Source organism: Qipengyuania soli (assembly GCF_015529805.1).
GTDB lineage: Bacteria > Pseudomonadota > Alphaproteobacteria > Sphingomonadales > Sphingomonadaceae > Qipengyuania > Qipengyuania soli.
On sequence record NZ_CP064654.1, the window covers coordinates 1,924,632 to 1,950,818 of the forward strand.

At 59.4% G+C, this 26,187-nt stretch carries 28 protein-coding genes; 11 read left to right on the forward strand and 17 right to left on the reverse strand.

Annotated features, from left to right (window positions below; all coding sequences use genetic code 11):
• Window positions 1–2 precede the first annotated feature (2 nt).
• Genes IRL76_RS09605 through IRL76_RS09615 form a run of 3 tightly spaced genes read right to left on the reverse strand, consistent with a single transcriptional unit; the run spans window position 3 to window position 5,388 of the window.
• Window positions 3–3,041, reverse strand: coding sequence for a TonB-dependent receptor domain-containing protein (locus tag IRL76_RS09605; RefSeq protein ID WP_200981141.1), 3,039 nt, complete (start codon window positions 3,039–3,041; stop codon window positions 3–5).
• Complete coding sequence (locus IRL76_RS09610) at window positions 3,038–4,003, reverse strand: alpha/beta hydrolase (protein WP_200981142.1); 966 nt, start codon at window positions 4,001–4,003, stop codon at window positions 3,038–3,040. The genes IRL76_RS09605 and IRL76_RS09610 overlap by 4 nt, the downstream gene beginning before the upstream one ends.
• Window positions 4,000–5,388: a dicarboxylate/amino acid:cation symporter gene (locus IRL76_RS09615; protein ID WP_425504492.1), complete on the reverse strand. Its 1,389-nt coding sequence runs from the start codon at window positions 5,386–5,388 to the stop codon at window positions 4,000–4,002. Before IRL76_RS09615 ends, IRL76_RS09610 begins: the two co-directional genes overlap by 4 nt.
• Before the next feature lie 313 nt (window positions 5,389–5,701).
• Here IRL76_RS09615 and IRL76_RS09620 point away from each other — a divergent pair, with 313 nt between their 5' ends.
• Complete coding sequence (locus tag IRL76_RS09620) at window positions 5,702–7,270, forward strand: sensor histidine kinase (RefSeq protein ID WP_200981143.1); 1,569 nt, start codon at window positions 5,702–5,704, stop codon at window positions 7,268–7,270.
• A complete protein-coding gene (locus IRL76_RS09625; protein WP_200981144.1) occupies window positions 7,267–8,577 on the forward strand; it encodes a sigma-54-dependent transcriptional regulator in 1,311 nt (436 codons plus the stop codon). Before IRL76_RS09620 ends, IRL76_RS09625 begins: the two co-directional genes overlap by 4 nt.
• Before the next feature lie 67 nt (window positions 8,578–8,644).
• Here the strand turns inward: IRL76_RS09625 and IRL76_RS09630 are convergent, their stop codons facing one another.
• Complete coding sequence (locus tag IRL76_RS09630) at window positions 8,645–9,787, reverse strand: DSD1 family PLP-dependent enzyme (RefSeq protein WP_246449651.1); 1,143 nt, start codon at window positions 9,785–9,787, stop codon at window positions 8,645–8,647.
• Complete coding sequence (locus IRL76_RS09635) at window positions 9,787–11,040, reverse strand: D-arabinono-1,4-lactone oxidase (protein ID WP_200981145.1); 1,254 nt, start codon at window positions 11,038–11,040, stop codon at window positions 9,787–9,789. The genes IRL76_RS09630 and IRL76_RS09635 overlap by 1 nt, the downstream gene beginning before the upstream one ends.
• Window positions 11,041–11,733: 693 nt before the next feature.
• Here IRL76_RS09635 and IRL76_RS09640 point away from each other — a divergent pair.
• Window positions 11,734–12,891, forward strand: coding sequence for a tyrosine-type recombinase/integrase (locus tag IRL76_RS09640; protein WP_200981146.1), 1,158 nt, complete (start codon window positions 11,734–11,736; stop codon window positions 12,889–12,891).
• A gap of 249 nt (window positions 12,892–13,140) precedes the next feature.
• On the opposite strand, the gene groL is transcribed toward IRL76_RS09640, so the two are convergent.
• From groL to IRL76_RS09655, 3 genes are read right to left on the reverse strand one after another with little or no spacing between them, the layout of a single operon-like run.
• A complete protein-coding gene (gene groL, locus IRL76_RS09645; protein ID WP_200981147.1) occupies window positions 13,141–14,760 on the reverse strand; it encodes a chaperonin GroEL in 1,620 nt (539 codons plus the stop codon).
• 52 nt (window positions 14,761–14,812) lie between these two features.
• Window positions 14,813–15,127 carry a co-chaperone GroES gene (gene groES, locus IRL76_RS09650; protein ID WP_200981148.1) on the reverse strand — a complete coding sequence of 105 codons (315 nt, stop codon included), beginning with the start codon at window positions 15,125–15,127 and terminating at the stop codon, window positions 14,813–14,815.
• Window positions 15,128–15,156: 29 nt separating this feature from the next.
• Window positions 15,157–15,516 (reverse strand): hypothetical protein, encoded by a 360-nt coding sequence (locus IRL76_RS09655; protein ID WP_200981149.1) that lies wholly within the window; start codon window positions 15,514–15,516, stop codon window positions 15,157–15,159.
• Here IRL76_RS09655 and IRL76_RS14550 point away from each other — a divergent pair.
• From IRL76_RS14550 to IRL76_RS09670, 4 genes are all read left to right on the forward strand, one after another.
• Entirely contained in the window at window positions 15,415–15,624 is a 210-nt protein-coding gene (locus tag IRL76_RS14550) for a hypothetical protein (RefSeq protein WP_232730328.1), read from the forward strand. The genes IRL76_RS09655 and IRL76_RS14550 overlap by 102 nt on opposite strands.
• The gene (locus IRL76_RS09660) at window positions 15,621–15,890 is read left to right on the forward strand and encodes an usg protein (protein ID WP_100868481.1); all 270 of its coding nucleotides are present in this window, start codon (window positions 15,621–15,623) and stop codon (window positions 15,888–15,890) included. The genes IRL76_RS14550 and IRL76_RS09660 overlap by 4 nt, the downstream gene beginning before the upstream one ends.
• Window positions 15,891–16,225: 335 nt before the next feature.
• Entirely contained in the window at window positions 16,226–16,621 is a 396-nt protein-coding gene (locus IRL76_RS09665) for a VOC family protein (protein ID WP_246449653.1), read from the forward strand.
• A 730-nt stretch (window positions 16,622–17,351) separates the two neighbouring features.
• Window positions 17,352–17,789 (forward strand): hypothetical protein, encoded by a 438-nt coding sequence (locus IRL76_RS09670; protein ID WP_200981150.1) that lies wholly within the window; start codon window positions 17,352–17,354, stop codon window positions 17,787–17,789.
• On the opposite strand, the gene IRL76_RS14710 is transcribed toward IRL76_RS09670, so the two are convergent.
• From IRL76_RS14710 to IRL76_RS09710, 8 genes are all read right to left on the reverse strand, one after another.
• Window positions 17,745–18,515: a trypsin-like serine peptidase gene (locus tag IRL76_RS14710; protein ID WP_200981151.1), complete on the reverse strand. Its 771-nt coding sequence runs from the start codon at window positions 18,513–18,515 to the stop codon at window positions 17,745–17,747. The genes IRL76_RS09670 and IRL76_RS14710 overlap by 45 nt on opposite strands.
• 104 nt (window positions 18,516–18,619) lie before the next feature.
• On the reverse strand, window positions 18,620–19,147 hold the full coding sequence (locus IRL76_RS09680; RefSeq protein ID WP_200981152.1) for a winged helix DNA-binding protein: 528 nt from the start codon (window positions 19,145–19,147) through the stop codon (window positions 18,620–18,622).
• Window positions 19,144–19,638 carry a JAB domain-containing protein gene (locus IRL76_RS09685; RefSeq protein ID WP_200981153.1) on the reverse strand — a complete coding sequence of 165 codons (495 nt, stop codon included), beginning with the start codon at window positions 19,636–19,638 and terminating at the stop codon, window positions 19,144–19,146. The genes IRL76_RS09680 and IRL76_RS09685 overlap by 4 nt, the downstream gene beginning before the upstream one ends.
• Window positions 19,639–19,712: 74 nt before the next feature.
• Window positions 19,713–20,153: a hypothetical protein gene (locus IRL76_RS09690; protein ID WP_200981154.1), complete on the reverse strand. Its 441-nt coding sequence runs from the start codon at window positions 20,151–20,153 to the stop codon at window positions 19,713–19,715.
• A gap of 38 nt (window positions 20,154–20,191) precedes the next feature.
• On the reverse strand, window positions 20,192–20,533 hold the full coding sequence (locus tag IRL76_RS09695) for a hypothetical protein (protein ID WP_200981155.1): 342 nt from the start codon (window positions 20,531–20,533) through the stop codon (window positions 20,192–20,194).
• 37 nt (window positions 20,534–20,570) lie between these two features.
• Window positions 20,571–21,089 (reverse strand): helix-turn-helix domain-containing protein, encoded by a 519-nt coding sequence (locus IRL76_RS09700; protein WP_200981156.1) that lies wholly within the window; start codon window positions 21,087–21,089, stop codon window positions 20,571–20,573.
• A 73-nt stretch (window positions 21,090–21,162) separates the two neighbouring features.
• Window positions 21,163–21,375: a hypothetical protein gene (locus tag IRL76_RS09705; RefSeq protein ID WP_200981157.1), complete on the reverse strand. Its 213-nt coding sequence runs from the start codon at window positions 21,373–21,375 to the stop codon at window positions 21,163–21,165.
• A 19-nt stretch (window positions 21,376–21,394) separates the two neighbouring features.
• Window positions 21,395–21,634 carry a hypothetical protein gene (locus tag IRL76_RS09710; RefSeq protein ID WP_200981158.1) on the reverse strand — a complete coding sequence of 80 codons (240 nt, stop codon included), beginning with the start codon at window positions 21,632–21,634 and terminating at the stop codon, window positions 21,395–21,397.
• Window positions 21,635–21,855: 221 nt separating this feature from the next.
• Here IRL76_RS09710 and IRL76_RS14715 point away from each other — a divergent pair, with 221 nt between their 5' ends.
• Both IRL76_RS14715 and IRL76_RS14555 read left to right on the forward strand, forming a co-directional pair.
• Window positions 21,856–22,386 (forward strand): PilZ domain-containing protein, encoded by a 531-nt coding sequence (locus IRL76_RS14715; RefSeq protein ID WP_425504522.1) that lies wholly within the window; start codon window positions 21,856–21,858, stop codon window positions 22,384–22,386.
• A gap of 690 nt (window positions 22,387–23,076) precedes the next feature.
• Window positions 23,077–23,367, forward strand: a complete 291-nt coding sequence (locus IRL76_RS14555) for a response regulator transcription factor (RefSeq protein ID WP_246449656.1) — start codon at window positions 23,077–23,079, stop codon at window positions 23,365–23,367.
• 415 nt (window positions 23,368–23,782) lie between these two features.
• Here the strand turns inward: IRL76_RS14555 and IRL76_RS09720 are convergent, their stop codons facing one another.
• The gene (locus IRL76_RS09720) at window positions 23,783–24,673 is read right to left on the reverse strand and encodes a LysR family transcriptional regulator (RefSeq protein ID WP_200981159.1); all 891 of its coding nucleotides are present in this window, start codon (window positions 24,671–24,673) and stop codon (window positions 23,783–23,785) included.
• 103 nt (window positions 24,674–24,776) lie between these two features.
• On the opposite strand from IRL76_RS09720, the gene IRL76_RS09725 reads away from it, so the two are divergent.
• On the forward strand, window positions 24,777–25,478 hold the full coding sequence (locus IRL76_RS09725; protein ID WP_200981160.1) for a pirin family protein: 702 nt from the start codon (window positions 24,777–24,779) through the stop codon (window positions 25,476–25,478).
• An 84-nt stretch (window positions 25,479–25,562) separates the two neighbouring features.
• Window positions 25,563–26,159: an FMN-dependent NADH-azoreductase gene (locus tag IRL76_RS09730; protein ID WP_200981161.1), complete on the forward strand. Its 597-nt coding sequence runs from the start codon at window positions 25,563–25,565 to the stop codon at window positions 26,157–26,159.
• Window positions 26,160–26,187: the final 28 nt, after the last annotated feature.

A 26,187-nucleotide genomic window follows, 5' to 3' on the forward strand; every position in this document is an offset into this window, starting at 1 on the left:
GATCAGAACTCCTTGCGCAATTCGACATGGAATACCCGTCCGCGTGCACTGTGCAGGTCGCTGTAATAGCCGAACTGCTCATCTGCCAGCGGCGGATCCTTGTCGAAGAGATTGTTGATCGCGAACCGCAACCTCGTTCCGTCGAGGGGCGTGTCGTTATTGATCGAGTAGGAAATCGACAGGTTGAACGTGATCTGATCGTCGACGCGATAGAAATTGCCGTTCGGATCGTCGGTGTCGAGCAGCACGTCACGCGTCACACTCGTATCCCAGACCTCTCCAACGTAATTGGCGAAGAGACCCACGTCGACTGGACCCTTGTCCCAGTTGATCGAACCGCTGAAGCGCCACTTCGGACGACCGTCGATCTCGAGCAGTTCGCCGAGACCTCCGACCGTGACGTCTGCCGGCAAGCTGCCATCTGCGATACCGGCAAGCAGCTCCTGGCTGTCGGGGCCTGCCGACTGGACGAAGCTTTCCAGGCGTGCGGCATTGAACCGGAGACGGAACTTGCCGAGACCGAAGTCCGGCACGCGATAGAAGAGACCGAAATCCCACCCCTTCGAGACGCGACTGTCGAGGTTGAGATAAGGGTCAAGAACGCGAATGATCTCACCGGCCGGGGCGAGGCTGGTCCCGTTGAACAGCGCGATGTCTTCCGCCGACGGCGTTTCGCGGATGACATTGGGATTCGTGCTGCCATTGAGGCGGCGCAGGAGATCGAGCGCGATCGCATTGTCGTCGCCAAAGGTTCCGACCAGTCCACGTTGTTCGACACGCCAGTAATCGGCGGTGAGCGTCAGGCCGGGAAGGAAACCAGGTTCGAGTACGACGCCGAGGTTGATGCTCTCGCTATCTTCGGGAACGAGGTTTTCGGTGCCCGAACGGAAGCTGACCGTACTGGCGCCCGGGCATGCACCAAGGTTCGTCAGCGTCCCCTTCTCGACCTGCGCTTGGCAGAAGACGAGATCGTCGCGCGTGTTGACGCGCGTAGTGCCCTCGTCGTTCACCTGCACGAGGTTCGGCGCACGGAACCCTTCCGACCATGCACCGCGGAAAGTGACCCCGGGCACGGTAGTCCACGAGGCAGCAATGCGCGGGACCATCGCGGTTTCCTTGATGTCGGTGAACCGCTCGATGCGACCGGCCACCTGGACGTTGAATTCCTCGACCAGCGGAATGTTCATGTCGGGTCCGACCAGCGGAACGAACAGCTCGGCATAGGCCGAATAGACATTGCGCTTGCCACTCGTGTCCGGCGACGGGCTGGTACCCACGACATCGCTGCCGATGAACTCGCCCGTGATGCTGTCGGTAAAGGTAATCGTGCCGTCGAGACGCGGATCGCGATCATCGTAGAACGTCTCGCGACGCCATTCGACGCCTGCGGCAACGCCGAGATTGCCACCCGGCAGCGAGATCAGGTCGTCGCGGCTGACCTTGAAGTCGGCAAGGGCAAGGCTGGTGCCGCCCTTGCGGAAGACGTCGATTCGCATCGAGTCCATGGTCGCCTGCGAGTTGGGCGTGCAATCGCCTTCACCCGGATCGCCCAGGCAACCGCCGTTGAAGGGATTGTAGGCGTCCGGTGTGGTGCGATTGATCGCCGCCTGGGCCAACGTCATGGACACACGGTTACGCGCAAGGTCGACTACGTCCGCCTCCGAGTAGAGGAAGCCGGTGTCAAAGTCCCACGACCCGAAATTCCCGCGGAACCCGCCGACGAGGCGAAACACATCCTTGTCCACCGATACGTCGCGACTGCCGATATCGACGAACCGATAACGCTCGAGGTCGATGTCGGCGCCGCCTGCGGCGATGGTAATACGGGGATCGGTAAGGCGATTGGGGCTGCCGACCGGGCCGAAGGGGTTCCAGTAGGCATTCCGCGAAATGCGAAACGGCGTGGCGCCCAGGATGGCGGAGGCCTCGTTGTTGCGCCGGCTTTCCGAGCGGTAGTAGCTGCCCTCGAAATAAGCTTCGATGTTATCGGTGAGGTCGTAGCTCAGCAGCGCCATCGCGTTGTAGCGCTTCTTTTCGCTGATCAGCGTGCCATCATAATTCTGGTTGTAGCGTACGTCGGACGTGGGCGTCGTCCCGTTGCGGGCGCAAATGCCATTGCCGAAATCGAGCCTGCAATTGGGGAAGTAATCGGGTTGCAGGTAGAAATCGTCGTCCCCAATCGGAGTGCGGCTGGACGGTGCCTGGATATCGAACTGACCGAACGGGCCGAACGTGTTGCGATTGTTGAACGAGGCGTCGCCTTCGAAGTCGGTGCCCACCACCAGGGGCAGGCGGTTCTCGTCCGCAGCGTAATACCGTTCCGAGGTCGGCATGCCGTTTTCGTAGAAATAGCCGCCATAGACGGTGATATTGCCCCGACCGCCGCCGAAATCGAACCCATAGCCACCGCTCAGCCGATAGCTGTAGAGGCTGGTGCCGTCGGACATGCGGTAGTCGCCCTCGACAAAACCACCGGTCATGTCGCCCTTGAGCACGGTGTTGACCACACCCGCGACCGCGTCGGCACCATAAATGGCGGATGCACCATCGCGGAGGACCTCGATCCGCCTCACGCTACCGGGCGCGATCTCATTGGTGTCGGAGCTGACGACAGGCACGAGCAACTCGGTCTGGAAGCCAGGGTGCAGTGTCATGCGCCGCCCGTTGATGAGGAGGAGCGTGTTTCCGGTCCCCAGATCACGCAGGTTGATCGAGCCGACGTCGCCGCGTGCGCTGTTCTGGGTGGTTGCGTTCTGCTCGTTGAAGGCCACCGTACCCGCCTGCGGGATGGCCCGGAACAGCTCGTCACCCGATGACGCGCCGGTGTTCGCGATCGCTTCTTCGTCGAGTACGGTCACGGGCAGGACGTCGTTTATCTGCGCGCCCTGGATGCGCGTGCCGGTGACGAGGATGGTGGGTTCTTCCGTTTCATCCGCTGCCGCTGGCGGTGCCGGCACTTCCTGCGCACTGGCGATCGTTGCCGATGCCAGCAGGCTGGTGCCCGACAACAGGACGAGTTTCCTCATGGTCGCGATGTTCATTGCTCTTCCTCCCGAACATTCTTTCTCAGTTGCGTTTCAAGCCACGCGGCGAACAGTTCGGGCCACTGGCTCAATGTCTGATCCGGCGTTCCCAGGCCCCAACCGTGACCTCCTTCGCCGAAGATATGAAGTTCCGCTGGCGCCCCCTTGGCGCGCAATGCCTGGAACAGGGAAATGCCGTGTGCGGGCGGCGTGATCGGGTCGTCGGCCGCCGAGAATATGATGGTCGGCGGCGCATCCTTGGCCGCGTAGGTATCGAGCGACCAGGCGTCTTCGGCATCGCGCGTCGGCTTCTCGCCGATGATCTCCTTGCGTGTCCGCGTGGTGTCGAACGGCTTGCGAAGCGAAACGACAGGAAAAAGCAGGGCGGCAAAGTCCGGACGTGCGCTTGCCTGCTCGAACCGATCAGCTCCAGAATATAGCGCGCGCGAAGGCTGGAGGGCGGTGAAGCCTGCGAGGTGACCTCCAGCGGAAAAGCCCATGATACCGATCGCGTCGGGTCGAATGCCGAAGTCCGCGGCGCGCGCGCGGATGATCTTCATTGCGCGCTGGGCATCCGCAAACGGGGCCGATGCTTCCCAGCCGTCGTTGGGAAGGCGGTAAAGGAGCTCGAACACTGTGTAGCCGCGGTTCTGCAGCCAGAGCGCGATCGGCGTGCTTTCCTTCCACAATTGGATGCGGTAATAGCCTCCACCGCCACAAACGAGCACGGCTCGGCCGTTGGAATGGTTCGGACGGTAAACTCTCATCCGTGGGGTCGAAATGTTGGAGACCGCACCGTATCCGGCACCCTCACCACCGATCTTCTCGGGTCCCCTCACCTGACCCCGCCCCGGAGGCGAGCCGGGCCAGAGAGGAATGTCCTCGACTTCGTGCGCAAAGATGCGGGCGGGGGTCAGAGCTACCCCCGCCACGCACCCTGCGACGGTGACGCCAGAGAGGAATTGGCGCCTTCCGATCACGCGAGCCCCCCGAGCTTGGCGTCGATCGCTTCGCTATGCGGTCCGCTCCGCTCGTGCCTTTCGATATCCTGTTCCGGGAGAGGCATCGGATTGCCGGCCAAGGCCGCGACGAGTCTTTCGCGATCCAGCGCGTTTTCCCAGCGCGCGACGACAATGGTGGCCACTGCGTTACCGATGAAATTCGTGAGGGCCCGACACTCGCTCATGAAGCGGTCGATGCCGAGGATGAGGGCCATGCCCGCCACCGGAACCGAGGGCACGACCGAAAGGGTAGCGGCGAGGATGACAAAACCTGCGCCTGTCACACCGGCCGCTCCCTTCGAACTGATCATCGCGACGAGAACCAGTGCGATCTGTTCGCCCAACGACAGGTCGATGCTCACCGCCTGCGCAATGAAGAGCGCGGCAAGCGTCATGTAGATGTTCGTTCCGTCGAGATTGAAGGAATACCCCGTGGGCACCACCAGGCCGACCACCGTCTTGCGACAACCGGCAATTTCCATCTTCTCCATCAGGCTCGGCAAGGCCGCTTCCGACGAGGAGGTACCCAGAACGAGCAGCAGCTCTTCGCGCAGGTATTTGATCAGCGCGAAAATGGAGAAGCCTGTCGCCCATGCCATGGTGCCCAGCACGACGAGTACGAAGACAAACGAAGTCAGGTAGAAAGTGCCGACGAGCGCGGCGAGGCTTGCAAGCGAGCCGATGCCGAACTCGCCGATGGTGAATGCAATGGCACCGAAGGCCCCGATCGGCGCCAGCTTCATGAGCATGTGCACCAGCTTGAAGATGACCTGGCTGAACGAGCCCAGCACGTCGAACACCAGGTCGCTGTGCGGGCGCGTCGCGGCGATGGCAACGCCGCTGAGTATGGCGACCAGGAGCACCTGGAGGATCGACCCGCTGGTGACGGCGCTGAAAAAGGTCGTGGGTATGATGCCGAGCAGAAAGCCCGAGATCGTCGTCTCCTCGGCCGTGCTCGCGTAGTTCGCGACGGCCTCCGTATCGAGCGTTGCGGGATCGATGTTCAGTCCTGCGCCCGGCTGCACCACGTTCGCAACGACAAGGCCCACGATCAGCGCGAGGGTCGAGAAAAACAGGAAATAGGCGAACGCCTTCCACGCAACGCTCCCGACCGAGGACATATCCTTCATGCCCGCGATGCCGGTCGCGACAGTAACGAAGATGACCGGCGCGATGATCATCTTCACGAGATTGATGAAGGCATCACCAAGCGGTTTCAGGGATGCGCCGAACTCCGGGAAGAAATGCCCAGCAAGCGCCCCGACGATGATCGCTGCAACGACCTGGGCGTAGAGGCGCTTGTAAATTGGCGTGCGACCTTGCGGCAATTGCGCAGCTGCCGCTGCACCGTGGCTTGCGACCAAGTTTCCCTCCCTGTGTTCGCGTCTGGGCGCGTTCTCGGGAAGATTGTGCAATGCTGGCAGAGGAATCGGCAACCTTGCCGAGGCCGAACTATCATCAACGTATTTTCAGATACTTATGCTGACCAATCGAGCTGTCTGTGCGGAAAACCGCACATGACGATTGCTAATTGTGCGGATTTCCGCACATTGCATATCCATGGGGGGCAAGACGAAACTCATCCAGGTCACGCGTTGGGCGGCACTCTTAGTCGGAGTCGCGACTGTCATTTGGGGTGGCCTCTGGGTCACGGACTCGGCGATGCGGAGCCGGGCTGTGGGCGAAGAAGCGAACGCGGCGCGCAACGAAGCCGCGATCCTTGCTGCCAGCCTCAACAGCGAACTCGATAAATTCAGCCTGCTCCCTATGGCTCTTACGAGAGACCCGCAGGTGAAGGCCCTCGTGGAAGGCGACCTTGGCGAGGCGGCATCGCTCAACCGAAGGCTGGAAACCCTGGCGACCCAGTCCGATGCCGCAGCAATCTATGTCATGGAGCGCGACGGACGTACGCTTGCAGCAAGCAATTGGAATCTTCCGACCAGCTTCGTAGGTTCCAACTACGCGTTCCGCGACTATTTCAAGCGGGCGATCGAACGCGGGTCGGCGACCCAATTCGCCTTGGGCACCGTGAGCCGAAAGCCGGGTCTCTATATCGCCAGCCGCATCGGTCCGGCCGGAAAACCCTCGGGCATTGTTGCCGTGAAGGTCGAGTTCGATGCCACAGAAGACAGTTGGCGGCGCACGACACGCGGCGTCTACGTGACCGACGCCGATGGCGTCGTCCTTCTTGCAAGCGATCCTTCCTGGCGGTTCCATATCCTTCCCGGTAATGAGGCCAAAGAACGCGACCTCGATCTCGATCTCAAGCAATTCGGGCTGAGCAAGCTACCGGCTTTGGAAATCGACCAGCGCGACCGCGGCGGGGAGATTGTCCAAGTCCCCCTGGTCGAAGCACAGCAGACAATTTCTCCCGCGGGTTGGGACCTCCATCTTTTCGTCGACCCAAGCCCACGCATAGCTGCGGCCGTGGCGACCGGGAGATTGGCCTTCGTCCTTGCACTGGCAGCGCTTGGTGCCCTCGCCATCGCCGCCTTGCTTGTCCGGCGACGTCACCGGACAAGGGAGGCGGCAGTGGTCGCAGAAAGGACAGCCATCCTGCGCGACCAGCTCTCGCAAGCCAACCGGCTGGCGACGCTGGGCCAGATATCTGCCGGTGTGAACCATGAGATCGGGCAGCCCGTTGCAGCGCTCCGCGTTTTCGCCGAAACCGGAGAAAAGCTCGTCACCTCCGGTCGCTCTGACGAGGCTGCTGCAAACTTTCGCGAGATTACCCGGCTTGCGGACAGGATCGGGCGGATTACCGGCGAGTTGCGAAGATTCAGCCGGCGGAATCCCGCCGAGCCGCGCGTCGCTGCGATCCGCGAGATCATCGAAGGGGCCTTGCTGCTGCTACATGATCGCATTGTTTCGCGTGAGGCGGGAATATTGCTCCCCCCTGCGGAACTTCTCGACGTCGAAGTGGCCGCCGAACACGTCCGGCTGGAGCAGGTCCTAGTCAACCTGCTCCAGAATGCACTCGATGCGAGCGGACCCGAGGCACCGGTATCTATCGAACTCACAATTGCCGAGCATGATGTGCGCCTCCACGTCCTAGATGAAGGCAGCGGGATCGACGAGTTGCAGAAGGAAAAGCTCTTCCACCCCTTTGCTACAACGAAACAAGATGGTCTTGGCTTGGGCCTGGTTATTTCGCGCGACATCATGCGTGACCTCGGCGGAGACCTGATTTTCGCGCCGCGCGCCAATAGAACCTGCTTCACCATGATCATACCGAGGTCGCTGTGACAGACCTGCTGACACAGGTGCTCCTGGTGGAGGATGATGACGCGTTGCGCGCAAGCGCCACTCAGGCACTGGAGCTGGAAGGGTTTGCGGTTGCCGCGTTCGCGGAAGCGGAAACACCGTTGCGATTGCTCACTCCTGACTATCCCGGCGTGGTCGTCAGCGACGTCAGGCTTCCCAAGCTGGATGGGCTTGAGTTCTTTCAACGAATGCGGGCGATCGATTCCGGGCTGCAAGTCATCTTCACGACCGCGCACGGCGACATCGAAATGGCCGTCGGCGCCATGCGCGACGGTGCTGCAGACTTCTTCACCAAGCCCTACTCGATCGCCCGCCTTGCCCATGCGGTCAGGCAGGCGCTGCGACAGCGTGCCCTGGTCCTCGAGAACCGCAAGTTGCGTGCCCAGCTGGACGGAGAAACCAGCAGGGCGACTTCGGTGCAATCCGCTGCAGCGCGGCGGCTTGAAGCAATCACGGATGAAGTGGCACGAACCGACGCAGACCTTTTGCTGCGGGGCGGGCCCGGGTCCGGCAAGAGCCATAGAGCCCGGCAAATCCATGAGCGAAGCGCGCGATCCGGGCGCGCCTTTGTAACCGTCGACCCCGGCTTGTTCGCTAACGCCGAGGCAGACTTGCTGCTATATGGTCGAGACCCCTCGGTCGCGCTTTCGCGATCAGGGATGATTGAACGTGCCAACGGGGGCACCCTTGTTCTAGAGGACATCGACCAGATCCCGTTCGCTGCGCAAGCACGTCTCGCCAGCCTGGTCGACAACCGAAGTTTTCTGGCCTTGGGCGCGCCCAAACCCCGCAGTGTCGATCTTCGAATAATCGCTACGGCTCGTGACGGATCAGTATTGGCCGGCAACCCCCTCGCGGAAAGGCTGACGGGCATCACCATCTCATTGCCCTCCCTTGGTGAAATGCGAGAAGATATCCCATCCACGTTTCGCCGCTTTGTCTCGGAATTCGAACGTGAGTTCGAGCGCGAAGCCGAAGCGGTGACAGAGGCGGAGTGGCATCACCTCCTCACCCACTCGTGGCCTGGCAATTTTCGCGAACTGCGCATGTACGCGCAAAACCTCGTACTCGGTCTGACTCGAATGGCGGACACCGGGGAAGCGCAAGCAACGGGTTCCAGCCTCCGGGACATGCTGGCCGCCTTTGAAAGGACGGTCCTCGAGGATGCACTCGCAAAAACCGGAGGCAACGTGGGTGAAGTGCAACGCGCCCTCTCGATTCCGCGCAAGACGCTTTACGACAAACTAGGAAAGCACGGCATCCTGCCCGCCGCGTTTCGCGACAACTGAGCACGCAAAAACTCATCGGAAACGACCAAACCCGGCCGAGACAGCGGAGTCTGATCGGGCTCGAAGACTAGCGCGCTCTTCCGCGGGCGCTGACTGGCCAGATGTCCACGAGCGTGTCGCCTTGGACCACGTGGTAGTGGTCGTAGAGGTTCACGGTCGGGTCGCAGTGGGGCACCACCAGGCTGACAGGATCTCCGGGACGAAGGCGGGTGCCGATTTCCGGCCCCACCAGCGCGCCATGTTCGTCGCCCATGAAGGCGAAGACCGTATCGGGCGACGCACCCTTGCCGACCCGCGGCGATCCGCCGTCGGTCGACAGCGACTTGAAGCCCGAATCGATCGTGACCAGGGCGCTGTGATTGGCGCTGACCACGCGCGCGTCGACCGCAAGAGACGTCTCGAAGGGAGCCGCGCCGCTACCGTCGAGGTCGCAGTCGAGATACTGCGTGTCCATGAAGACATAGGATCCGGTCTGCAGTTCGGTGAAGACCCCCAGCGCAAGGTCAATTGCGTGGGTTCCGGTGCCGGAACCGGTTACGATCTCGGGCGGAAAGCCGGCTTCGCACAGCGCGTCTAAGACGGTTTGGAGATACTGCGTGCGCTCCTCGATGGCGGCGCGGCGAGCGGCAAAATCCTCGATATGCTGCTGCATCCCGCAATAGAATTGCACGCCGCGCAGGCGCAGGTGCTCGCAATCGGCGATGGTTCGCGCGAGGTCGACGGCAGCGTCAGCCGATGCAACGCCGGTACGGCGAATACCGGGATCGATGTCGATGACCACATCGAGCAACGCATCGCTGCGCGCCACCGCACCATCGATGCTTCGGGCGATCTGCGGGTCATCGACGGTAGCCATCAGGGCCTCCGCGCGACGGGCAAGCTTCCCCAGACGTCCGATTGCGGCAGGCGCAGCCACGGGCGACGTGATGAGCACGCCTGCCACTCCCGCGTCGATCATCACCTCGGCCTCGCCGATCTTGGCGCAGCACACCCCTACCGCTCCGGCGGCGATCTGCCGGCGCGCGATGTCGACGCTCTTGTGCGTCTTGGCATGAGGGCGCAACGCCACTCCCCTGTCCGTCGCCTTTGCCTGCATCGCGAAGATGTTGCGATCAAGCTGGTCGAGATCGAGCACCAGAACGGGCGTATTGAGCGCGGCCCGCGATCCCTGCTGGCCAATCAGGTGTTCATGGAGTTCGCGGTCGTCCATCAGCCGAACAATTCTTCGAGGTGCGGGTTGAGAAACTTGCCGTCAGGATCGACCGTCCGGCGCACCTCGCGGTAGCGCTCGGCCATGGGATAGAGCGCATCGACTTCGTCACGCCTCAGCGTATGACGCTTTGCCCAGTGCGGCCTTCCTCCATGGGCACGGAAGATTGCCTCTGCATCCGCAAACAGTCTGCGCCATGGCATCTTGGCATACTGGTGCATCGATATCGCCGCGACCGGACCCGCATTCATCGGGCTCATCCAGATGTCATCGGCAGCGACGATGCGAAACTCGAAGGGGAATGAAACCGGCAGCCGCTTCTTCCGGATCCATGCGACCAGTTCTTCCAGCGTTTCCAGCCCGGCCGCCTGGGGCATCTCGTATTCCATTTCTTCGAATGGAATTGTGCGGTCGGAAGGAAAGATCGTGTGAGCGGGTCCCCTGCGCCGCCCGTTCATGTTCGATCGCATGATCAGGCGTTGCAAGGTGGGCACAAGCGGGGGAACAATCGCGCCGATGTTGAGCAGGCGACGGAAACTGTCCTCTTCCATGTCCGTCGTCGTCGGCGGCGGGTCGCAGGGATCACATGGCTCCAGCGTCTTCAGGATGACCGTGTCGGCATGCGGAAAGAGCCAGAACTCGACATGGCGCAGTTTGGTTGCCAGCTCGAAATACTTCTCGCGCACCTCGTCCCAGGGGCGCTTCTCGATCCGCTCGGCCAGGTGATAGGCGGGGACCACGTCGCACTCGATTTCAGTCGCAATTCCGAACATCCCCAGCGATAGGCGTTGGGCTTCGAACAGGTTACTCTCTGTATTCGCATCGCACCAGGTTACGGTGCCGTCCGCTCTGACAAGACGGAAGCCGCGCGCAAATGTGGCGAGATTGCCCAGTTCCCGGCCCGTTCCATGGGTTCCAGTTGCCATCGCACCGGCAAGCGACTGAGGATTGACATCGCCCTGGTTCGCCAGCGCCAGACCATTCTCCCAGAGTTGCTGGGTCAGGCGCTTGATGCTCCAGCCTGCAGGGATCCGTGCGGTTTGCCTGTCGGACGCGATCGTGAGGCGGGCGTCCAGGTCGGCCAAGCTAACGATAATGTCGTTGCTTGCACACAGCGGCATGAAAGAATGGCCTGCACCTGTAGGCCTGACTGTCCGTGAGGAACGCACTAGCGCGCCGAGTTCTTCCTCGGTCCGAGGCAGATGGACCTTACCGTCTGCGTTGACGCTGCCTGACCAGTTGGACCAACCCATCTCGTGTAAGCCTAACACGCGTGGGTGCCGATGCCAGTTTTTTTGCTGCAAAGACCAGTTCGGCAGTTTCCCGTCCATCATGCAGGCGCATGACGACGCTCAGCACTCCGCAGGCAAGCGCACAGGGACCAGTGATTTAGTCACTCACGTACCGTTCCCGAGAGGGAAGCCTCTTGGCGACCCTATCTTTCGGTCGTGGCGGTCGGTCCCCAACTCTTCGCGGCTGATTTCCCCGCTTTCGGGTGTGAGGCCAATATAACGACATACACCCGGGGAGACGAATCTTGATGCTCGGCATCACCCATTCGACGCCAGCAAGGACATCGCAAATGTTTGGACCTTCGAGCACATATGCAGCGCCAGGATTACATGTCGCGGAGCATACTCCCGGAGCATAACGACGAAAACCCCACTGGATGCAGTGGGGTGGACTAGACTTTTGTTTCCAATGAGACGGTGGTTGCGGGGGTTGGATTTGAACCAACGACCTTCAGGTTATGAGGGCTCTCCAGCCATCCTACTCCCTACTACGCCTCGATACCTTTATCTCCTTTTTTACAACGCCTTACGTTGACTATTCGCGAGTCTGACGACTGTGTGTCTACGCACGGTTTCGCTGCGTTTCTCTCCCGCCTGCTTCCTATTTGCTTCCGGAACGGACCTCGAAACCCGCACTGGTAACAGGAGGTCAGAATGGCAAAACTTACGAAGAGGCAAATCGAGAGCCTAGAGCCCGCTGAGAAAGACTACTTTGTCTGGGACACCGAGCTTTCCGGATTGGGCATTCGCGTTTTCCCGACCGGTCGCAAGCAGTTTGTCCTGCAATACCGCTTCGGCAAGACCAGCCGTAGGATGAGCCTTGGTCGTTTCGGTGCCATCACTCCGGACCAGGCGAGAGGCGTAGCCCTGGAGGCCCTCGTCAAAATCCGGCAGGATGTCGATCCGCAGCTCGAGAAGAAGCAGCGCCGAACAGCTATAACCGTCAAAGAGCTCGCCGACCGCTTCGACGAAGAACATATCGCCGTCCGGTTGAAGGTCAGCACCGCGAAGGAATACCGGCGCAATCTGAAGCTCTTCATTTTGCCGGCGATCGGTCACCTTCGCGTCTTGGATGTGACCCGAGCTGATATCGCCAAGTACCATCATGACTGGCGCCATCGTCCCTATCAGGCGAACCGCAACCTCGAGATCATCTCCAAGATGTTCAATCTCGCAGAGATGTGGGGACTGCGACCAGATGGGACGAACCCCCGCCGCCACATCAAGAAATACCCCGAGAAGAAGCGCGAACGCTATTTCTCGGCTGGCGAGCTTCGAGCACTTGGTCGAGTCCTCACCGAAATGGAAAAGGAGCGCATCGAGCTGCCCTCGGCGATCGCCGCGATCCGGCTGCTCCTGTTCACCGGCTGCCGCCTCGGGGAGATCATGACGCTTCGTTGGGACTTTGTAGATTTCGATGCGAAAGTACTGCGCCTGCCGGACTCGAAGACGGGTGCCAAGCTCGTGCATCTGGGTACCGCTGCACTGACCGTTCTCAAAGGTATCGACAAACCAAAGGATAGCGATTTCGTTATTGTCGGTCGCAAACCCGGTGCGCATTTGACGGACCTGCAGCCCTTCTGGCAGCGGTTGCGCGGCCGCGCCGGGCTCAAAGATGCGCGGATCCACGATCTGCGCCACACCTTCGCTTCCGTTGCCGTGAGCAACGGACAGAGCCTACCTATGATCGGAAAGCTGCTCGGTCACACGCAGGTACAGACTACCGCCCGATATGCGCATCTGGCCAACCAGCCGGTCATGGAAGCCGCTAATGATGTTTCGTCTCTGATTGAAGCACAGCTTAGCACCTGACGGTCCCAAAAATTCGGCGGGACCATTAGGATGACAGCTATGCGCCCCAATTTCGGCCATTGGAGGCCAGCCTCGAATGACCTGAAAGCCGAAGGTCCGCTTCCAAGAAGCTGGAGCTGTCTATCCGACGTCTGAGTTGGGGTTGAACGCCAACCTTACCTTGCTCAGCAGGCACCCGAGCAGCACTGCCGCCAGGCGTGCGCGGGAGGATGGGAGAGCGCGGTGTGATACCGCGCTCTCCTCACCCCGTTAGAAGTCCATCGCCGGCATCGGTGCGGGCGTGTCTTCCTTGGGCAGTTCGGCCACCAGCGCCTCGGTGGTGATAAGCAGCGAGGCGACCGAAGCCGCATCCTGCAGCGCGGTGCGCACGACCTTTGCCGGATCGATGACACCCGACTGCACCAGGTCTTCATATTCGCCGGTCGCGGCGTTGAAGCCGTGATTGTAGTCGTCGCCTTCGAGCAGCTTGCCGACAATATAGGCACCGTCTTCACCCGCGTTCTCGGCGATCTGGCGAGCCGGCGCGCGCAGGGCGCGACGCACGATGTCGATACCGGACTGCTGATCATCATTGGCGGCCTTGAGGCCTTCGAGCGACTTAAGCGCCCGGAGCAGGGCGATACCGCCGCCCGGCAGAATGCCTTCCTCGACAGCCGCACGGGTCGCGTGCAGCGCATCGTCGACGCGGTCCTTGCGCTCCTTGACCTCGACCTCTGTCGCACCACCGACGCGGATGACGGCCACGCCGCCAGCCAGCTTGGCCACGCGTTCCTGCAGCTTTTCGCGGTCGTAGTCGCTGGTCGTGGTCTCGATCTGGGCACGGATCTGGCTGACCCGGGCGTCGATGTCGGCCTTGTTGCCGGCACCATCTACGATGGTAGTGTTGTCCTTGTCGATGATGACCTTCTTGGCCCGGCCGAGCATGCCAATCGTGACGTTCTCGAGCTTCGTACCAAGTTCCTCGCTGACCACATTGCCGGCTGTAAGGATGGCAATATCCTCCAGCATGGCTTTGCGGCGATCGCCGAAGCCGGGTGCCTTAACTGCCGCGACCTTCAGTCCGCCACGCAGCTTGTTGACAACGAGGGTTGCTAGGGCTTCGCCTTCGACGTCCTCGGCGATGATCAGCAACGGCTTGCCCGACTGCACGACCTGTTCGAGTAGCGGGATCAGCGCCTGCAGGTTCGACAGCTTCTTCTCGTGAATGAGGATGTACGGATCCTCGAGTTCCACCTTCAGCTTCTCGGCATTGGTCACGAAATAGGGCGAGAGGTAGCCGCGGTCGAACTGCATGCCCTCGACCGTTTCGAGCTCAGTCTCGAGGCTCTTGGCTTCCTCGACCGTGATCACGCCTTCATTGCCGACCTTCTCCATCGCTTCGGCAAGGATGCGCCCGACGGTTTCGTCGCCATTGGCGGAAATGGTCGCGACCTGTGCGATTTCGCTGTTGGCGGACACCTTCTTGGCATGGCTTTCGAGGTCCTTGACCACGGTGCCGACGGCGAAGTCGATACCGCGCTTCAGGTCCATCGGGTTCATGCCGGCAGCAACCGCCTTGGCACCTTCGCGCACGATGGCCTGGGCAAGAACGGTAGCGGTGGTGGTGCCGTCACCCGCCTTGTCGTTCTGCTTGCTGGCGACTTCGCGCAGCATCTGTGCGCCCATGTTTTCGAACTTGTCCTTGAGTTCGATTTCCTTGGCGACAGTGACGCCATCCTTGGTGATACGAGGGGCACCGAAGCTCTTCTCGATCACCACGTTGCGGCCCTTGGGGCCGAGAGTTACCTTAACCGCATTTGCAAGCGTATCCACGCCGCGGAGCATGCGATCACGCGCATCCGACGCAAACTTTACTTCTTTCGCAGCCATCTGGCCTGCTCCTTTCTCTTCTTTCGATTGAACCGAAGATTGGGTTGATTGCTTACGCCGCCTTCTTGAGTTCGGCGGTGGTTTCAATGATACCGAGGATGTCGCTCTCCTTCATGATGAGCAGGTCCTCGCCGTCGATCCGCACTTCGGTGCCGGACCACTTGCCGAACAGGATGCGGTCGCCCGCCTTGACGGCGAGTTCCACCAGCTTCCCGGCATCGTCACGCGCACCCGGGCCAACGGCGACGACTTCGCCTTCCATCGGCTTTTCCTTGGCGGTGTCAGGGATGATAATGCCGCCGGCCGTCTTTTCTTCGGCCTCGATACGGCGAACCAGCACGCGATCGTGCAAAGGTCGGAAATGCATGCATAACCTCCATTACAAAGCGAAATGACTTACAGCGCCTCCCCCGGATGATCGGCAGGAGGCATTTCGCGATCTAGTTTTGCTGGAAACGGCTTCAAGAGGTCCAAATCAAATTTTTTGGCACTCGCCGATTGCGACTGCCAATGGGCGCTTTCCGGAAGCCTTATCAGGGCCTTGACGGTCTGAAATCGACTCACAAAATACGTCGAGCGGAGCAATCCGCAGTGAGTGACCAGCGGCAAGGCAGAAAGGAGGATTTTCCTATGTCGCAACCATTCGCGCGCTACCTGCATCCGTTCGATGTAGCGCATCATCCCTCGCTTGAGCCCGAAGTGAAGCGAGCCATCCTGGCTTCCTGGGCGTCCGATCGGCATGCCGTCGAAAATCATCCTGCAATGCGCCAGCCTCCCGAACTCAAAGCTCCGGTTTCCGTTGACGATGTATTCGCGGCACTGCGCTCGCTCGACGGCCCAGACAGCCAGCCCACACTGCAATGACCGACCGCGCTTTCCTGGTTCAGCTGGAAGGATACGGGCTGACCACGGCAGAAATCTGCTATTTCATGCCGGATTACCCCTCGCTCCTGCAGATTTATGCCTGGCAGGAATACGATGCAGCACCGGATTTTCCGGTGCTGTTCGATTTCCTCGCGCATTGGCGGCGCGAGATCGAGGCGGAGATAAGGTCAGTCCGAATCGCCCATGAGAAAATGATCCGGCCAGCGAGCTGGCGTTCGGCGGACGGCGTGATCTCGTGGGAGTAGCAGAGCCGGGTGATTGAGCTTGCAGGCCCGTATTCATGCTAATGGAAACGAACTGCTGACTAGTAAATTCTAGAAACCTTCGCCCACTTGAGAGGCTGCTTTCCCATTTTCTCGCACTGAAAGCTGCCAGTCGGTTTCCGACCCGATTGCGGACGTTTGCTTGCGAGCGGCAATTTGCTGAAAGTGGCCACGTGCTCATGGAGCCCGGAACCGCTGCAATCGGAGCTTTCCGCCCATTCGGCCTAAGGTGTTTAACGGGATAGCTCGCCACTGGCCGCTTGCTCTGATCCCCCACTGCCTCCACAAGCGTCCGCGAAACGATAGGGAGAAAGAGATTGCTGTTCCACACAATGGTAGGCTCAAACGACATTGAGCGGTCGCGGCAGTTCTACAACGCGGTTCTGGGTGTTCTGGGAATGCCAGAGCCGATGAACAATATTGCCGGTAGCGGACATATGCGCCTCTTCTACCCGAACCCGGGCGGAACAAACTTCATCGTCACTCAGCCGATCAACGATGAACCTGCCACCGTGGCGAACGGGGCTACGGTTGCTTTCTCGTGCGATTCGCCCGAACAAGTTCAGCAATTTCATGATGTGGCCGTCGCCAACGGCGGAACGTCAATCGAAGACGCTCCCGGCCCGCGGGAGTCTGCGATGGGAACGATCCACCTGACCTACGTGCGTGATCCTGACGGCAATAAACTTTGCGGGATCCACATCCCCGGATAGAGTTTTCACCCGTCTATGGACCGATCGACCGATCGACCGAGCGATTGGACGTTCGGTAGGGCCGAGGGCAACCCTCCCCACATGTGGTCAGACAGCTAACCACCCCATCTGACGACGCTTTCACCGAGCTAGCGCCGTACCAGGAGTGGATGGGCAGCTAACGACCCGATTGGAGACAATGGCGCCTAGCTACTTTGACGCTCTCATTCTTTTCATCAAAGAATTTCTGAGTAATCACTGAAGTCAGGTCGATCGATTTGATTGGCTCGCGGCGGCGCTAGCAGGGCCACCAATAGAACCGGCCGTCGAAGCTCTGATCTGAGTCCCGAGGTGTTCTTAAGCCCAGCTAGAATTGATCGACTTGCTCCTGTTCCAAGCAACTCGGAAATCGCAGGCACCAAAGCGCGAAGGCAGCGGCCAGACAGAAATATGCATAGGTAAACCCAAGCAAGACCAAGTCATCAGGCATATTTGCCAAACCTACTTTGATTTCATTGAGCGCGAAATCCCAAGGAACAGTAATCCCGCGCCCATCCGGAGCGTACTAGATGGCTGGCGATCCACAATCCGGAAGAGTGCGCATAGGTGCATTAAAGATCCAAGGGTTACAGGCCCCTGGCTTAGTTAGGATGGAAAAATCCTCGTGTTTATTCATTGAAACACTTTAGTTTTTCCGCACACTCTCATATCCGCTATTTGGCGCAAGTCAGTTTCCTACCTGGAGTGAATTATGTCGAAGTCGCTAGTCTGGAGCCTGATTCTTCCCGCGATGGCAGCAATAGGTGTGGGAGCCTACGGATTTCTGTTCGGCGATGAGGTTAGCGCTGCCCGTGACGGTACTATTAGTTCATCAACAGAAGGCGCCTTAGACCCTCCCGAGTTGTGGACCTGCGAACGCATTTACCCGGAATACAAAGCTTATCTTGATGCGGGTAATGCTCCTGAGGCCTGGATACATGTTGGCAAGGTCTACAGGGATGCCAACAGCGGTAAAATCTACACTTGGCGAAATTGGATCGACTGGGCCAACGTGAGCAACTGTGGTGGTGACGCACTGCTGGCCAAGCCTGAAATGTCTTCGAGTGAATGGTTAGGTTTGGCGATTCCGCAGTTTGGTGTGGGCCTAGTCGCTGCGGAAAGAGGTAGCGGTCCCAAGAGTCCGGGGTGATTGGCGAGGAATCGCAGCGCGCAGGCGTTCACCCAAGCGACCGTTAAATCCAACGGCCAGTCCAAAATTGCCTAACCTTCCGCTGTGCACGCCTACAGCTTGGAGCTCGCCATCAATTCGGACCAACAGTGGGGCACCGCTCCAGCCCCCTTTTGTAGGACAACTGTGTTGCAGGACAATCGATCGTTCCGCCTGCGGCCATGCCAAGCAACTTCGAGTGTTTTTGTTGGCTCTTCGCCCTGACTTCGACGAAGCTACTATCATGACTTCGCTCCTGCTCGGAAAGTCAGGGGAAGTCGCGACCTGCAATGGAGTGACGGCCTCAGGTGCGGAGTGATCAAGTGTGAGGACCGCCCAGTCGGTTGCATTGGACAAGTGTCTGGTCTGGGGAGAGCCGCCCCTTTGTACGAGTTCAAACCTCGAGCTAAAAGATTGGACTCCGTAGCTATCGTAGAGAGTAAATCGGCAATCGCGAAGGTCCTTGGCGACATCAACGTTTCGCCTGCGGAAAGTGTCAAAATGAGCTACCGTGAGGACAGTCTTCTGGTCGCCGACCAGAGTTCCAGTCGTGCGCCAACTTGTAAGCCCGGAGCGGCAGTTGATCGCGCCGATAGGCGAGACTGAAAAATTCTGAGTGGCTCGCAAAGGTGGCGGTTGTTGCAAGCCGAAAAGCGCCATCGCCAAAACCAGCGCTGAGATACATCGCTTCATAATCGTGCCAATCATTCTCAAAGGCTTGGCAGCATTGTATGTGTACGAAGACCTGTCGGCACTCAGGGGAACTACCTAGGATCCAGCCGTCGAATGCGACATCAACCGCCGAGACAAGGTCAGCCGCGCGAGTTGTTCTCCTTGAGATCCTCTTCGTCGATCCTCCGCTCGACTTCGATCTGGCGCTGCAACGTCTGCTTCACCGCGGTCTCCCCTTGGCCGGTCAGCCTCACATGAACCCGTCGCGCATCTCTTGGGTCACTAAGCCTTTCGACGAGGCCCATTGTGAACAAAAGGCCAAGATACCGAAGTGCGGTCGTGGTAGGGACCATCGCCGCTGAGCAAACGCTCGTGATGCTAACCTGCTTATGACGACGCTTATTGTCGAACAGGTCGAGCAGCATCGTCCAACAGGCTCCCGTCGACATTTCTGCCGGCAAAAATTCGGTCCGCGCTCTTTTTCGAGCAAGCTCCTTTCTCGCCGCACGCCATAGCTCGTCGTCTCCTATCAAATCCGTTGAATATTGGATGGCTTGGATGGGTTTGGCATCTTGCCGGTAGAGTTCGATTGTGGCGCCTTGCTCCTCCGTCAGGCCGAGAATGCGAGTTGCAAGGTCCCTGAGCTCAGCAACATTCTCCTTCTTCACAATATCCCCCGATCAGCCATGCTGCAGATGTTTGCATCAGCCAGAATGATGTGGTCACGAATTTCGATCCCCAATGGCCGAGCCAAACTCTGGAGATTGATGGTCGAGCGAATGTCGTCTTCGCTTGCGCTTGCGTTCCCGGAAGGATGATTATGGGCCAGGATGACAGACCTGGCCTTCAGGTCGAAGGCGGACTGTACGATCGTCCGTGCCGAAGCTTGCACCATGGATTCGCCGCCGAAGGCCAGCCACTTGTATGCAATAAAGCGCCCTGCACCGTCACCGAAGACGCCCAACAGACGCTCTTCGACGAGGCCCGTGAACTGGGATTTGAGCCAAAGCCTGAATCTCGCATCACCGCTATCCAGGTTCGAGCGCGAAACTCCTGCCTCAAGGCCCATCAGGAACAAGGCTCGGGTCGAGATCAGGCTCTCGTGCCACGTTTCACCAGGTTTGGCACACTCAGATATCGCCAGCGACGGGGCCGCCATTACCCCACCTATCGAACCGAAGCGAAGAAGTAGGCGCTCGGCAATTCTCGTCGCGCTTCTGCCCGCAATCGGCTTCAACTGCGTGGAGAGATACTCGATCTGGCTACTGCAGGAGTTCGCGTAATGGTCCCGTACCCGGCCAGAAGGATCACCAGCCAGAAGGGGAGACGTTCCATGATCGCATAGGTAATCGGAAACATCGCGTCGTCGATCGCCCGAAGGATGTGCCCGAGCACCGCTAGGAACTGTGCCGAACCAGCCCAAATCACCCACCACCGGTCAGCCTTTAGGGCGGCCGTCAAGATGACGGCAAAGAGCGCCAGATCCAGCGGGAAGTGCCAAAGGTGCAAGCCCCAATAGGATCCCCTCGCTCCCAATGCGAAATGCAGAAGCTGGTCGACGACAAGCTGGGCTGACAGCGCGGTGGCAACGAGCCTTTCGGACAGCCCACCGCGCCGCCATGCGAGCCAGCACACCACCAAGAGAAGCGCGCATTGGATTGCAAATCGAACCATACACGGTTCCGCTGCCAGATCGCAGAGTCATCTGCAATTCAAGCTGCACGAAATTCTTCGTCAAGCTCTGCACCAGTGAAAACCTGCTCATCAGGGCACCATGGTTCTTCAGGCCCCATCATTTCCCGTCCAATTTCGCGCAGCTTGGCGTGAGCGCGGAAAACGTCTGCTTGCGCGTCCATCAGCCTAGAAGTAGCGCGCTGCAAATGCCGCAAAGCAACTTGGGCTTCGCCCTTCGGCGCCCCGCTGACCTCGACACTGGCGGTTGATACGGTGGCGATAGTATTCGCGGTCGCCGTGGTGGCCTCGGCGAACGCAACCTCCGTGGCAACAATTTCACGTGCGATGCGAGCGGTCGCAGCTGAGAGAGTAAGGGACATCAAATTTCTCCGGCTCAAAGTGGGCCGAAGATCGGGACTACGAGACGATCATCTCATTCAGCCCATTGGCTACCCCGATGAGAACCAGGAGGACCGCGGCAATGAGTAGAGCCCCTCCACCCATCATCGCCAATCGCGCGCCGATTCCAAATCGAGCCAACTCAAACTTCGGCACCGGAGAGACGTTTGGGTAATCCCAAGGCGCAGCGTCGAAGAACTCTGCATGAGAACCAACATCTGCGAATGAGAAGACCTCTGCGTCCTCGCGGCTCGCATCGAGTGCATCCAATCCTTCAGGACGCGTTAGGGGGATTGCTCCACCGGGGGAATTATCCCCCTCAGTGTAGTTGGCTCGGTATATGCGAGCAGCCTCGCCACGACTGACGCCGCCGAGTTTCTGACGGACTGCATCAATGCGGCGGTCCACCATCTTGGGAGAGATGGAGAGGATCCGTGCCACTTCCTTTGAAGTGTAGCCCTCTGCAACTAGTTGAATTGCCTCGCACTGCTTTTCAGTGAGAGCAACATTCCCAGAGCTTCTGCGATATCTCTGCATCCGTTCTCAATATACGAATTTCGCTAACTCAGAAAGGTCTGGATAGCTGAATGCGATGGTACGGTGCGAAGAGCTACTGCGATGCGCACCCAATTTTCTCGCGCAACCGTTCGCGAGCATGAGACAGGTCGATTGCGACCAAGTAGAGCGAGAGGGCATCGGCCTTCTCCAACGCAGCCTCGACCTCGGTCAAAAGCGTGACCAGTTCGGCTGGCTTCTGCGCAGGCGGACCCTCATTCATCGAGGAAAAGCCATAACCGAAGTTTGATGAAAATCTAGTCAACATCAGTCCACCGCCTCGCGAGCTAGTGAGCGCGATCCGAGCCGCGAGCATGCAAATTCCCAAACATCAAAATTTGCTCGATTTCCAGGCAAAGGCTTTCGGGAACAATCCGCACGGGTGGGCCCAACGGGCTTCCGGAATGGCACGAACGCAAGTTGTCCAGCACGGCCTCCTTGATTTCATCGTCCGTGAAAGGGATTTGCGTTTCGCCCAGTTGCATGTCCCGACCTATCGCCAAAAGCTGTGTGGTCTCGGTTGCCAAGCAAGGCGACTCGTTGTCGAGGGAACCAGAGACCAATTGAAACCCCGTCATACCAGCGCACATCGCCGTCAGCCTAGTACGGGATTCCACTCACGCTGTCTCTGACCCTGAAAAGGTAGGCCATCTGACGGCAAGAAGGCAAAGGAGACGAAACACTACGTAGGATCACGTAGTCCAACTGAAATCCGAGATTCACCATGGCCCATTATCACGCGACCATGATGGACGCTTCCCAATCGAGACGGGCACATGTGCGAACGAACCTCTTCGCAGTAGCGTCGATCGCATCTCCCAGTGTCTCAGCCCCGGTTCGGGTTCGTAATCTCTCAGATCTTGGCGCCTTGGTGGAGGGGGCTGAGCTTCCGAGGATAGGTGAGCGGATAACGCTTCGCAGGGGCGACCTTACTGCAAGCGGAAAAGTCGTTCGAAAAATCGCTGACAGGGCCGGACTCCAGTTCGACCGTCCAATTCAGGTGGCTGCCTGGTTGCCTTCTGGAGTGCGAGACCAAGCAGCGGTGAATGCCCAAGTTGCGGAAGCACGTGCTTCGTCCATTGGCGGACAACAGGGCGCGTGCCCGAATCCAGTTCCACAGACGGTTCCCATGCGAGAAGAGCTTGAGAGCGTCGCCGATATGCTAGTCGCATTGGCAGACGCCTTCAGCGAAGATCCAAGCATTGTCGAAAGGTACCTAACCCGCCTGCAAGTCCTCGATGTCGCGGCGCAGAAGATTCGTTATTTTGCTCGGCGATAGCTTCGTCACCCCATCGTGAATTTCCCTGAAAGTTCCTTACCAAAAGGATGACGATGAGTGTGATTGGTCTTCAGGAACAAGGTGGGCTGTGTCACGACCACCTCACGCTGGAATGATAGCATTGCGGCGGTCGACCGACTCGCCCCTTTAGATGGTCATTCTTGCTAGCACCTTGGTGGTCCGAAGCTCACGTCATGCAGGTACCGGTAATGGCAAGTTCGCAGATAGGCCGCTTTGGTTCAAACTGGATGCAATTCCGGCGTGGGAACGGGATTTCAGATACCTATGCATCCAATCTGGAAGCAGTTGCGATACCTCCACGAGGCTATTTGCGTCACCTTCCCGATCATGGAGAAAAAACAAGGGCTACATGTGGTTGGCGGAACCAGCCGATCGAGAGCTGAGCAGGCAACTCTTGCCTTCGATCTGGGCTACCATTGCGAAGTCTATTCTGACGAAACAGAACTCCTTAAACACAAGCCACGAGATGGAATTGTGCTCGCATACGATGACCCGGATCGCGGAGGCGTGGCGCGTTTTCTCCGGGTTCTCGCCCAACGAGGCATCTGGCTCCCGGTGATTGGGACCTGTCCCTCCCCGCGTCCTAGGAACGTCGTGGATGCGGTCAAGGCCGGAGCCTTGGATTATCTCAGTCTGCCCTTGCGAAAGGAACGGTTGTGCGACGCTATCGTGCGTATCAATAGTGAGGCAGGAGCTTTTGCTGATGCTCACCGCAGGATGATCGAGGCCCGAAATCGCATTGCGGTCCTCTCGACCCGCGAGCGAGAGGTGCTCGATTGGCTTGCCGAGGGTTGCAGCAACAAGCTTATCGCGAGCGAGATGTCGATTAGTCCGCGGACGGTCGAAATCCATCGTGCCAAGATGATGAGCAAGCTGGGTGCGGACCACGTCAGCCAGGCCGTGAGATTGCGCATGGAAGCAAATCTGGAAGGCAACGTGAGCAGCAGGCTGAGTGCATGACATAGATCCTGCGTTAAGACCTCCTAGCGGGTTGACCCGCGCCTCCGTCCTTCAAATCTTCGAGTTCCCTTAGCGGACGATCCGCAAGCAACCCAATTATGGAACACAGGGCAATCGGTCGGACCGACTGCTTTCCACCCACTTCATGACTGATTTATCAAGCTGGCGGTGTGCCAGGAGAGGACGGGCCGCTAACGACCCGTTAGGAGACCGGCAGCTTCCGGAAAGGCCTGAGGGTATAGCAGCCGTTTCCTCACCCTCTTTCGGCGTCAGCAACAATCAACGCAGAGATAGCGTTGAAATAGACAATCAGGATTCCTGCGCGATTGCTGATGTTACATTTTGTCGCATTCGCAGCTCGCGAGACCGAGGCCGACAATTCCCTCTCTTCGATGGCCTTTATGCCGGGGACATGTCATTTCAGGGCGTTGCGAAACGCGTCGATAAGCCAACTGGTCGATGGGCCTGGCCGGGTATCACGCCGCCAGATCGCGCTAAAGGTATAGTTCGCCCCAGGCTTCTCGGGCAGTTCCAGCTCAACAAGTATGCCCGTTGCAATGTCGGCCGCGACCATCGGTCGCGGCATATTGCCCCAACCAATCCCTTCCCTGAGGAGGGCATGCTTGGCACCGAGATCGCCAAGTCGCCAGCTAAGTGGGCTGAGGACGGAGAACTCGCGGCCTTCGGTAAGACTTGATCGGTCGGTCAGGATCAACTGAAGATGCTCGCGACTTTCACCCGTCTTGATCCCAGCCCGTGCGAGTGGATGCGCGGGGGAAGCTACCGGTACAAGTTCGACTTGGCCGATAACCTGCCGTTCTAGGTCGGGACTGTCTGCGATCACCGGACCGCCAATGCCGAGATGACTCTCGCCGCCAAGCAAACAAGCCGCAACCGCCCCTAGCCCTTCGACGCGCAGGGTGAGCGCGACCGTCGGGAACATACTCCGAAACTCTCGTAGCACCCGCGCGGTCACCTCGCCCGGCACCATGACGTCGACGACCAACCCAACTTCGCTCTCGAGCCCCGCGTGCAAGCTGCGAGTCTTGGCGATGAGCGCGTCGGCCCGGTCGGCCACCGCGCGTGCTTCGGGCAGAAGCCCACGGCCTGCGTCGGTCAATTCCGGCTTGCGCGAACCCTCGCGCAGAAAAAGGGTAACGCCGAGCATCTGCTCCATCTGTGCGATGCCATAGCTAATGGCAGATACCGCGCGTCCCATGCGCCTTGCAGCACCGCCGAAGGTTCCCTCCTCCTCGACAGCAAGGAAAATGCGCAACTGATCCAAGCTCGGTTCGCCGATTTTCACTGTTCGACTTTCCTGAACATTCTTGCGCGTTTTATCTCACTTATCTGGCAATCGGACAAGGCATATCTCCGCGTCACAGACTCACTCCCGTAGGAGAAATAGAATGATCGAACTTCGTCCTTTCGAAACTCTGGGTGCGGCCAATTATGGCTGGCTCGATGCGCATCACCACTTCTCTTTCGCCGATTATCATGATCCTGCCCGGGTCAACTGGGGCGCGCTCCGCGTATGGAACGATGACACCATCGCGCCCCAGACCGGCTTCCCGACCCACCCTCACAACGACATGGAAATCATTACTTATGTCCGCAAGGGAGCCATCACCCACCGTGACAGCGTAGGCAATGCGGGTCGCACCGAAGCAGGCGATGTCCAGGTGATGAGCGCCGGTTCCGGCATTCGTCATTCGGAATACAATTACGAGGTCGAAAATACCCAGATTTTCCAGATCTGGATCATCCCCTCCGAACGTGGCGGCGAGCCGGGCTGGGGCGCTCGCCCTTTCCCTAAGGGCGAACGTGCCGGCAAGTTTGTCCCACTCGCAAGCGGAAGCGCGAACGATGACGATGCCCTGCCGATCCGTGCCGATGCCCGGGTTTTGGGCGCAACGGTAAAGGCTGGCGAAAGTGTGACCTACGCCCCGCGCGATCCTTCGCGGCACCTCTACCTCGTCCCGGCCACTGGACGGGTGAAGGTCGAGGACGTCGAGGCACGGGCCCGCGACGGCATCGCCATCACCCAGCAAGCTCATGTGACCATCACCGCGCTGGAAGACAGCGAACTGGTGCTCGTCGACGCGGCCTAACCAAGGACCCAATCCCCCGGCCCTGCCCCTCATCTCCCCCTCTCTCCCAAGGGGCAGGGCCACCCAGATCCAAGGAGAATTGCCATGTCCACTATCCTCCACATCACCGCCAGCATCCGCAGCAACGAAGAGTCAGTCAGCCGTAGCCTTTCGAGCAAGCTCGTCGACAGCCTTGTCGAACGCAATGGAGCCAATGTCGTGAACCGCGACCTCGCGGCGAACGATCTGCCCTTCATCGATGCCGTGCGCTTCGCCGCGAACCTCGTGCCGCTTGCCGAACGCAGCGATGAGCAGCGCGAACTGGCGGCCATCGCCGACACGCTGATCGCTGAACTTCAGGATGCTGACACGATCGTGTTCGGTGTTCCGATCTACAACTTCTCAGTGCCAGCTACGGTTAAGGCCTGGGCCGACCTTGTCGCCCGCGCGGGAACGACTTTCCAATACACTGCCAATGGTCCTGAGGGCCTGCTTACGGGCAAGAAGGTTTACATCACTACCACCTCGGGCGGCACGCCAGTTGGCAGCGCCTATGACTTCATGACCCCGTGGCTCACCCTCTTCCTCGGCTTCCTTGGCATCACCGATGTCGAGATCGTCGCAGCAGACGGCATCATGGGTGCCGACGGAGAAGCCAAAATCGCCTCGGCCCACGAACAAATCGAGATGCTTGCTGCCTAGGCCCTTTGCACCCCCTCAAAAAAGGAAT

Excerpts from the sequence above, each read along its gene's own strand:
- IRL76_RS09605 (WP_200981141.1), bottom strand. The coding sequence starts at position 3,041 with ATGAACATCGCGACCATGAGGAAACTCGTCCTGTTGTCGGGCACCAGC.
- IRL76_RS09630 (WP_246449651.1), bottom strand. The coding sequence starts at position 9,787 with ATGGACGACCGCGAACTCCATGAACACCTGATTGGCCAGCAGGGATCG.
- IRL76_RS09635 (WP_200981145.1), bottom strand. The coding sequence starts at position 11,040 with ATGGGTTGGTCCAACTGGTCAGGCAGCGTCAACGCAGACGGTAAGGTC.
- IRL76_RS09640 (WP_200981146.1), top strand. The coding sequence starts at position 11,734 with ATGGCAAAACTTACGAAGAGGCAAATCGAGAGCCTAGAGCCCGCTGAG.
- groL (WP_200981147.1), bottom strand. The coding sequence starts at position 14,760 with ATGGCTGCGAAAGAAGTAAAGTTTGCGTCGGATGCGCGTGATCGCATG.
- groES (WP_200981148.1), bottom strand. The coding sequence starts at position 15,127 with ATGCATTTCCGACCTTTGCACGATCGCGTGCTGGTTCGCCGTATCGAG.
- IRL76_RS09655 (WP_200981149.1), bottom strand. The coding sequence starts at position 15,516 with ATGATTTTCGACGGCATGCCGATCGGACGCCCAGGAAGCCAGGATGGC.
- IRL76_RS09660 (WP_100868481.1), top strand. The coding sequence starts at position 15,621 with ATGACCGACCGCGCTTTCCTGGTTCAGCTGGAAGGATACGGGCTGACC.
- IRL76_RS09670 (WP_200981150.1), top strand. The coding sequence starts at position 17,352 with ATGTCGAAGTCGCTAGTCTGGAGCCTGATTCTTCCCGCGATGGCAGCA.
- IRL76_RS14710 (WP_200981151.1), bottom strand. The coding sequence starts at position 18,515 with ATGATTGGCACGATTATGAAGCGATGTATCTCAGCGCTGGTTTTGGCG.
- IRL76_RS09685 (WP_200981153.1), bottom strand. The coding sequence starts at position 19,638 with ATGGCGGCCCCGTCGCTGGCGATATCTGAGTGTGCCAAACCTGGTGAA.
- IRL76_RS09690 (WP_200981154.1), bottom strand. The coding sequence starts at position 20,153 with ATGGTTCGATTTGCAATCCAATGCGCGCTTCTCTTGGTGGTGTGCTGG.
- IRL76_RS09695 (WP_200981155.1), bottom strand. The coding sequence starts at position 20,533 with ATGTCCCTTACTCTCTCAGCTGCGACCGCTCGCATCGCACGTGAAATT.
- IRL76_RS09700 (WP_200981156.1), bottom strand. The coding sequence starts at position 21,089 with ATGCAGAGATATCGCAGAAGCTCTGGGAATGTTGCTCTCACTGAAAAG.
- IRL76_RS09705 (WP_200981157.1), bottom strand. The coding sequence starts at position 21,375 with ATGTTGACTAGATTTTCATCAAACTTCGGTTATGGCTTTTCCTCGATG.
- IRL76_RS14715 (WP_425504522.1), top strand. The coding sequence starts at position 21,856 with ATGGACGCTTCCCAATCGAGACGGGCACATGTGCGAACGAACCTCTTC.
- IRL76_RS09725 (WP_200981160.1), top strand. The coding sequence starts at position 24,777 with ATGATCGAACTTCGTCCTTTCGAAACTCTGGGTGCGGCCAATTATGGC.
- IRL76_RS09730 (WP_200981161.1), top strand. The coding sequence starts at position 25,563 with ATGTCCACTATCCTCCACATCACCGCCAGCATCCGCAGCAACGAAGAG.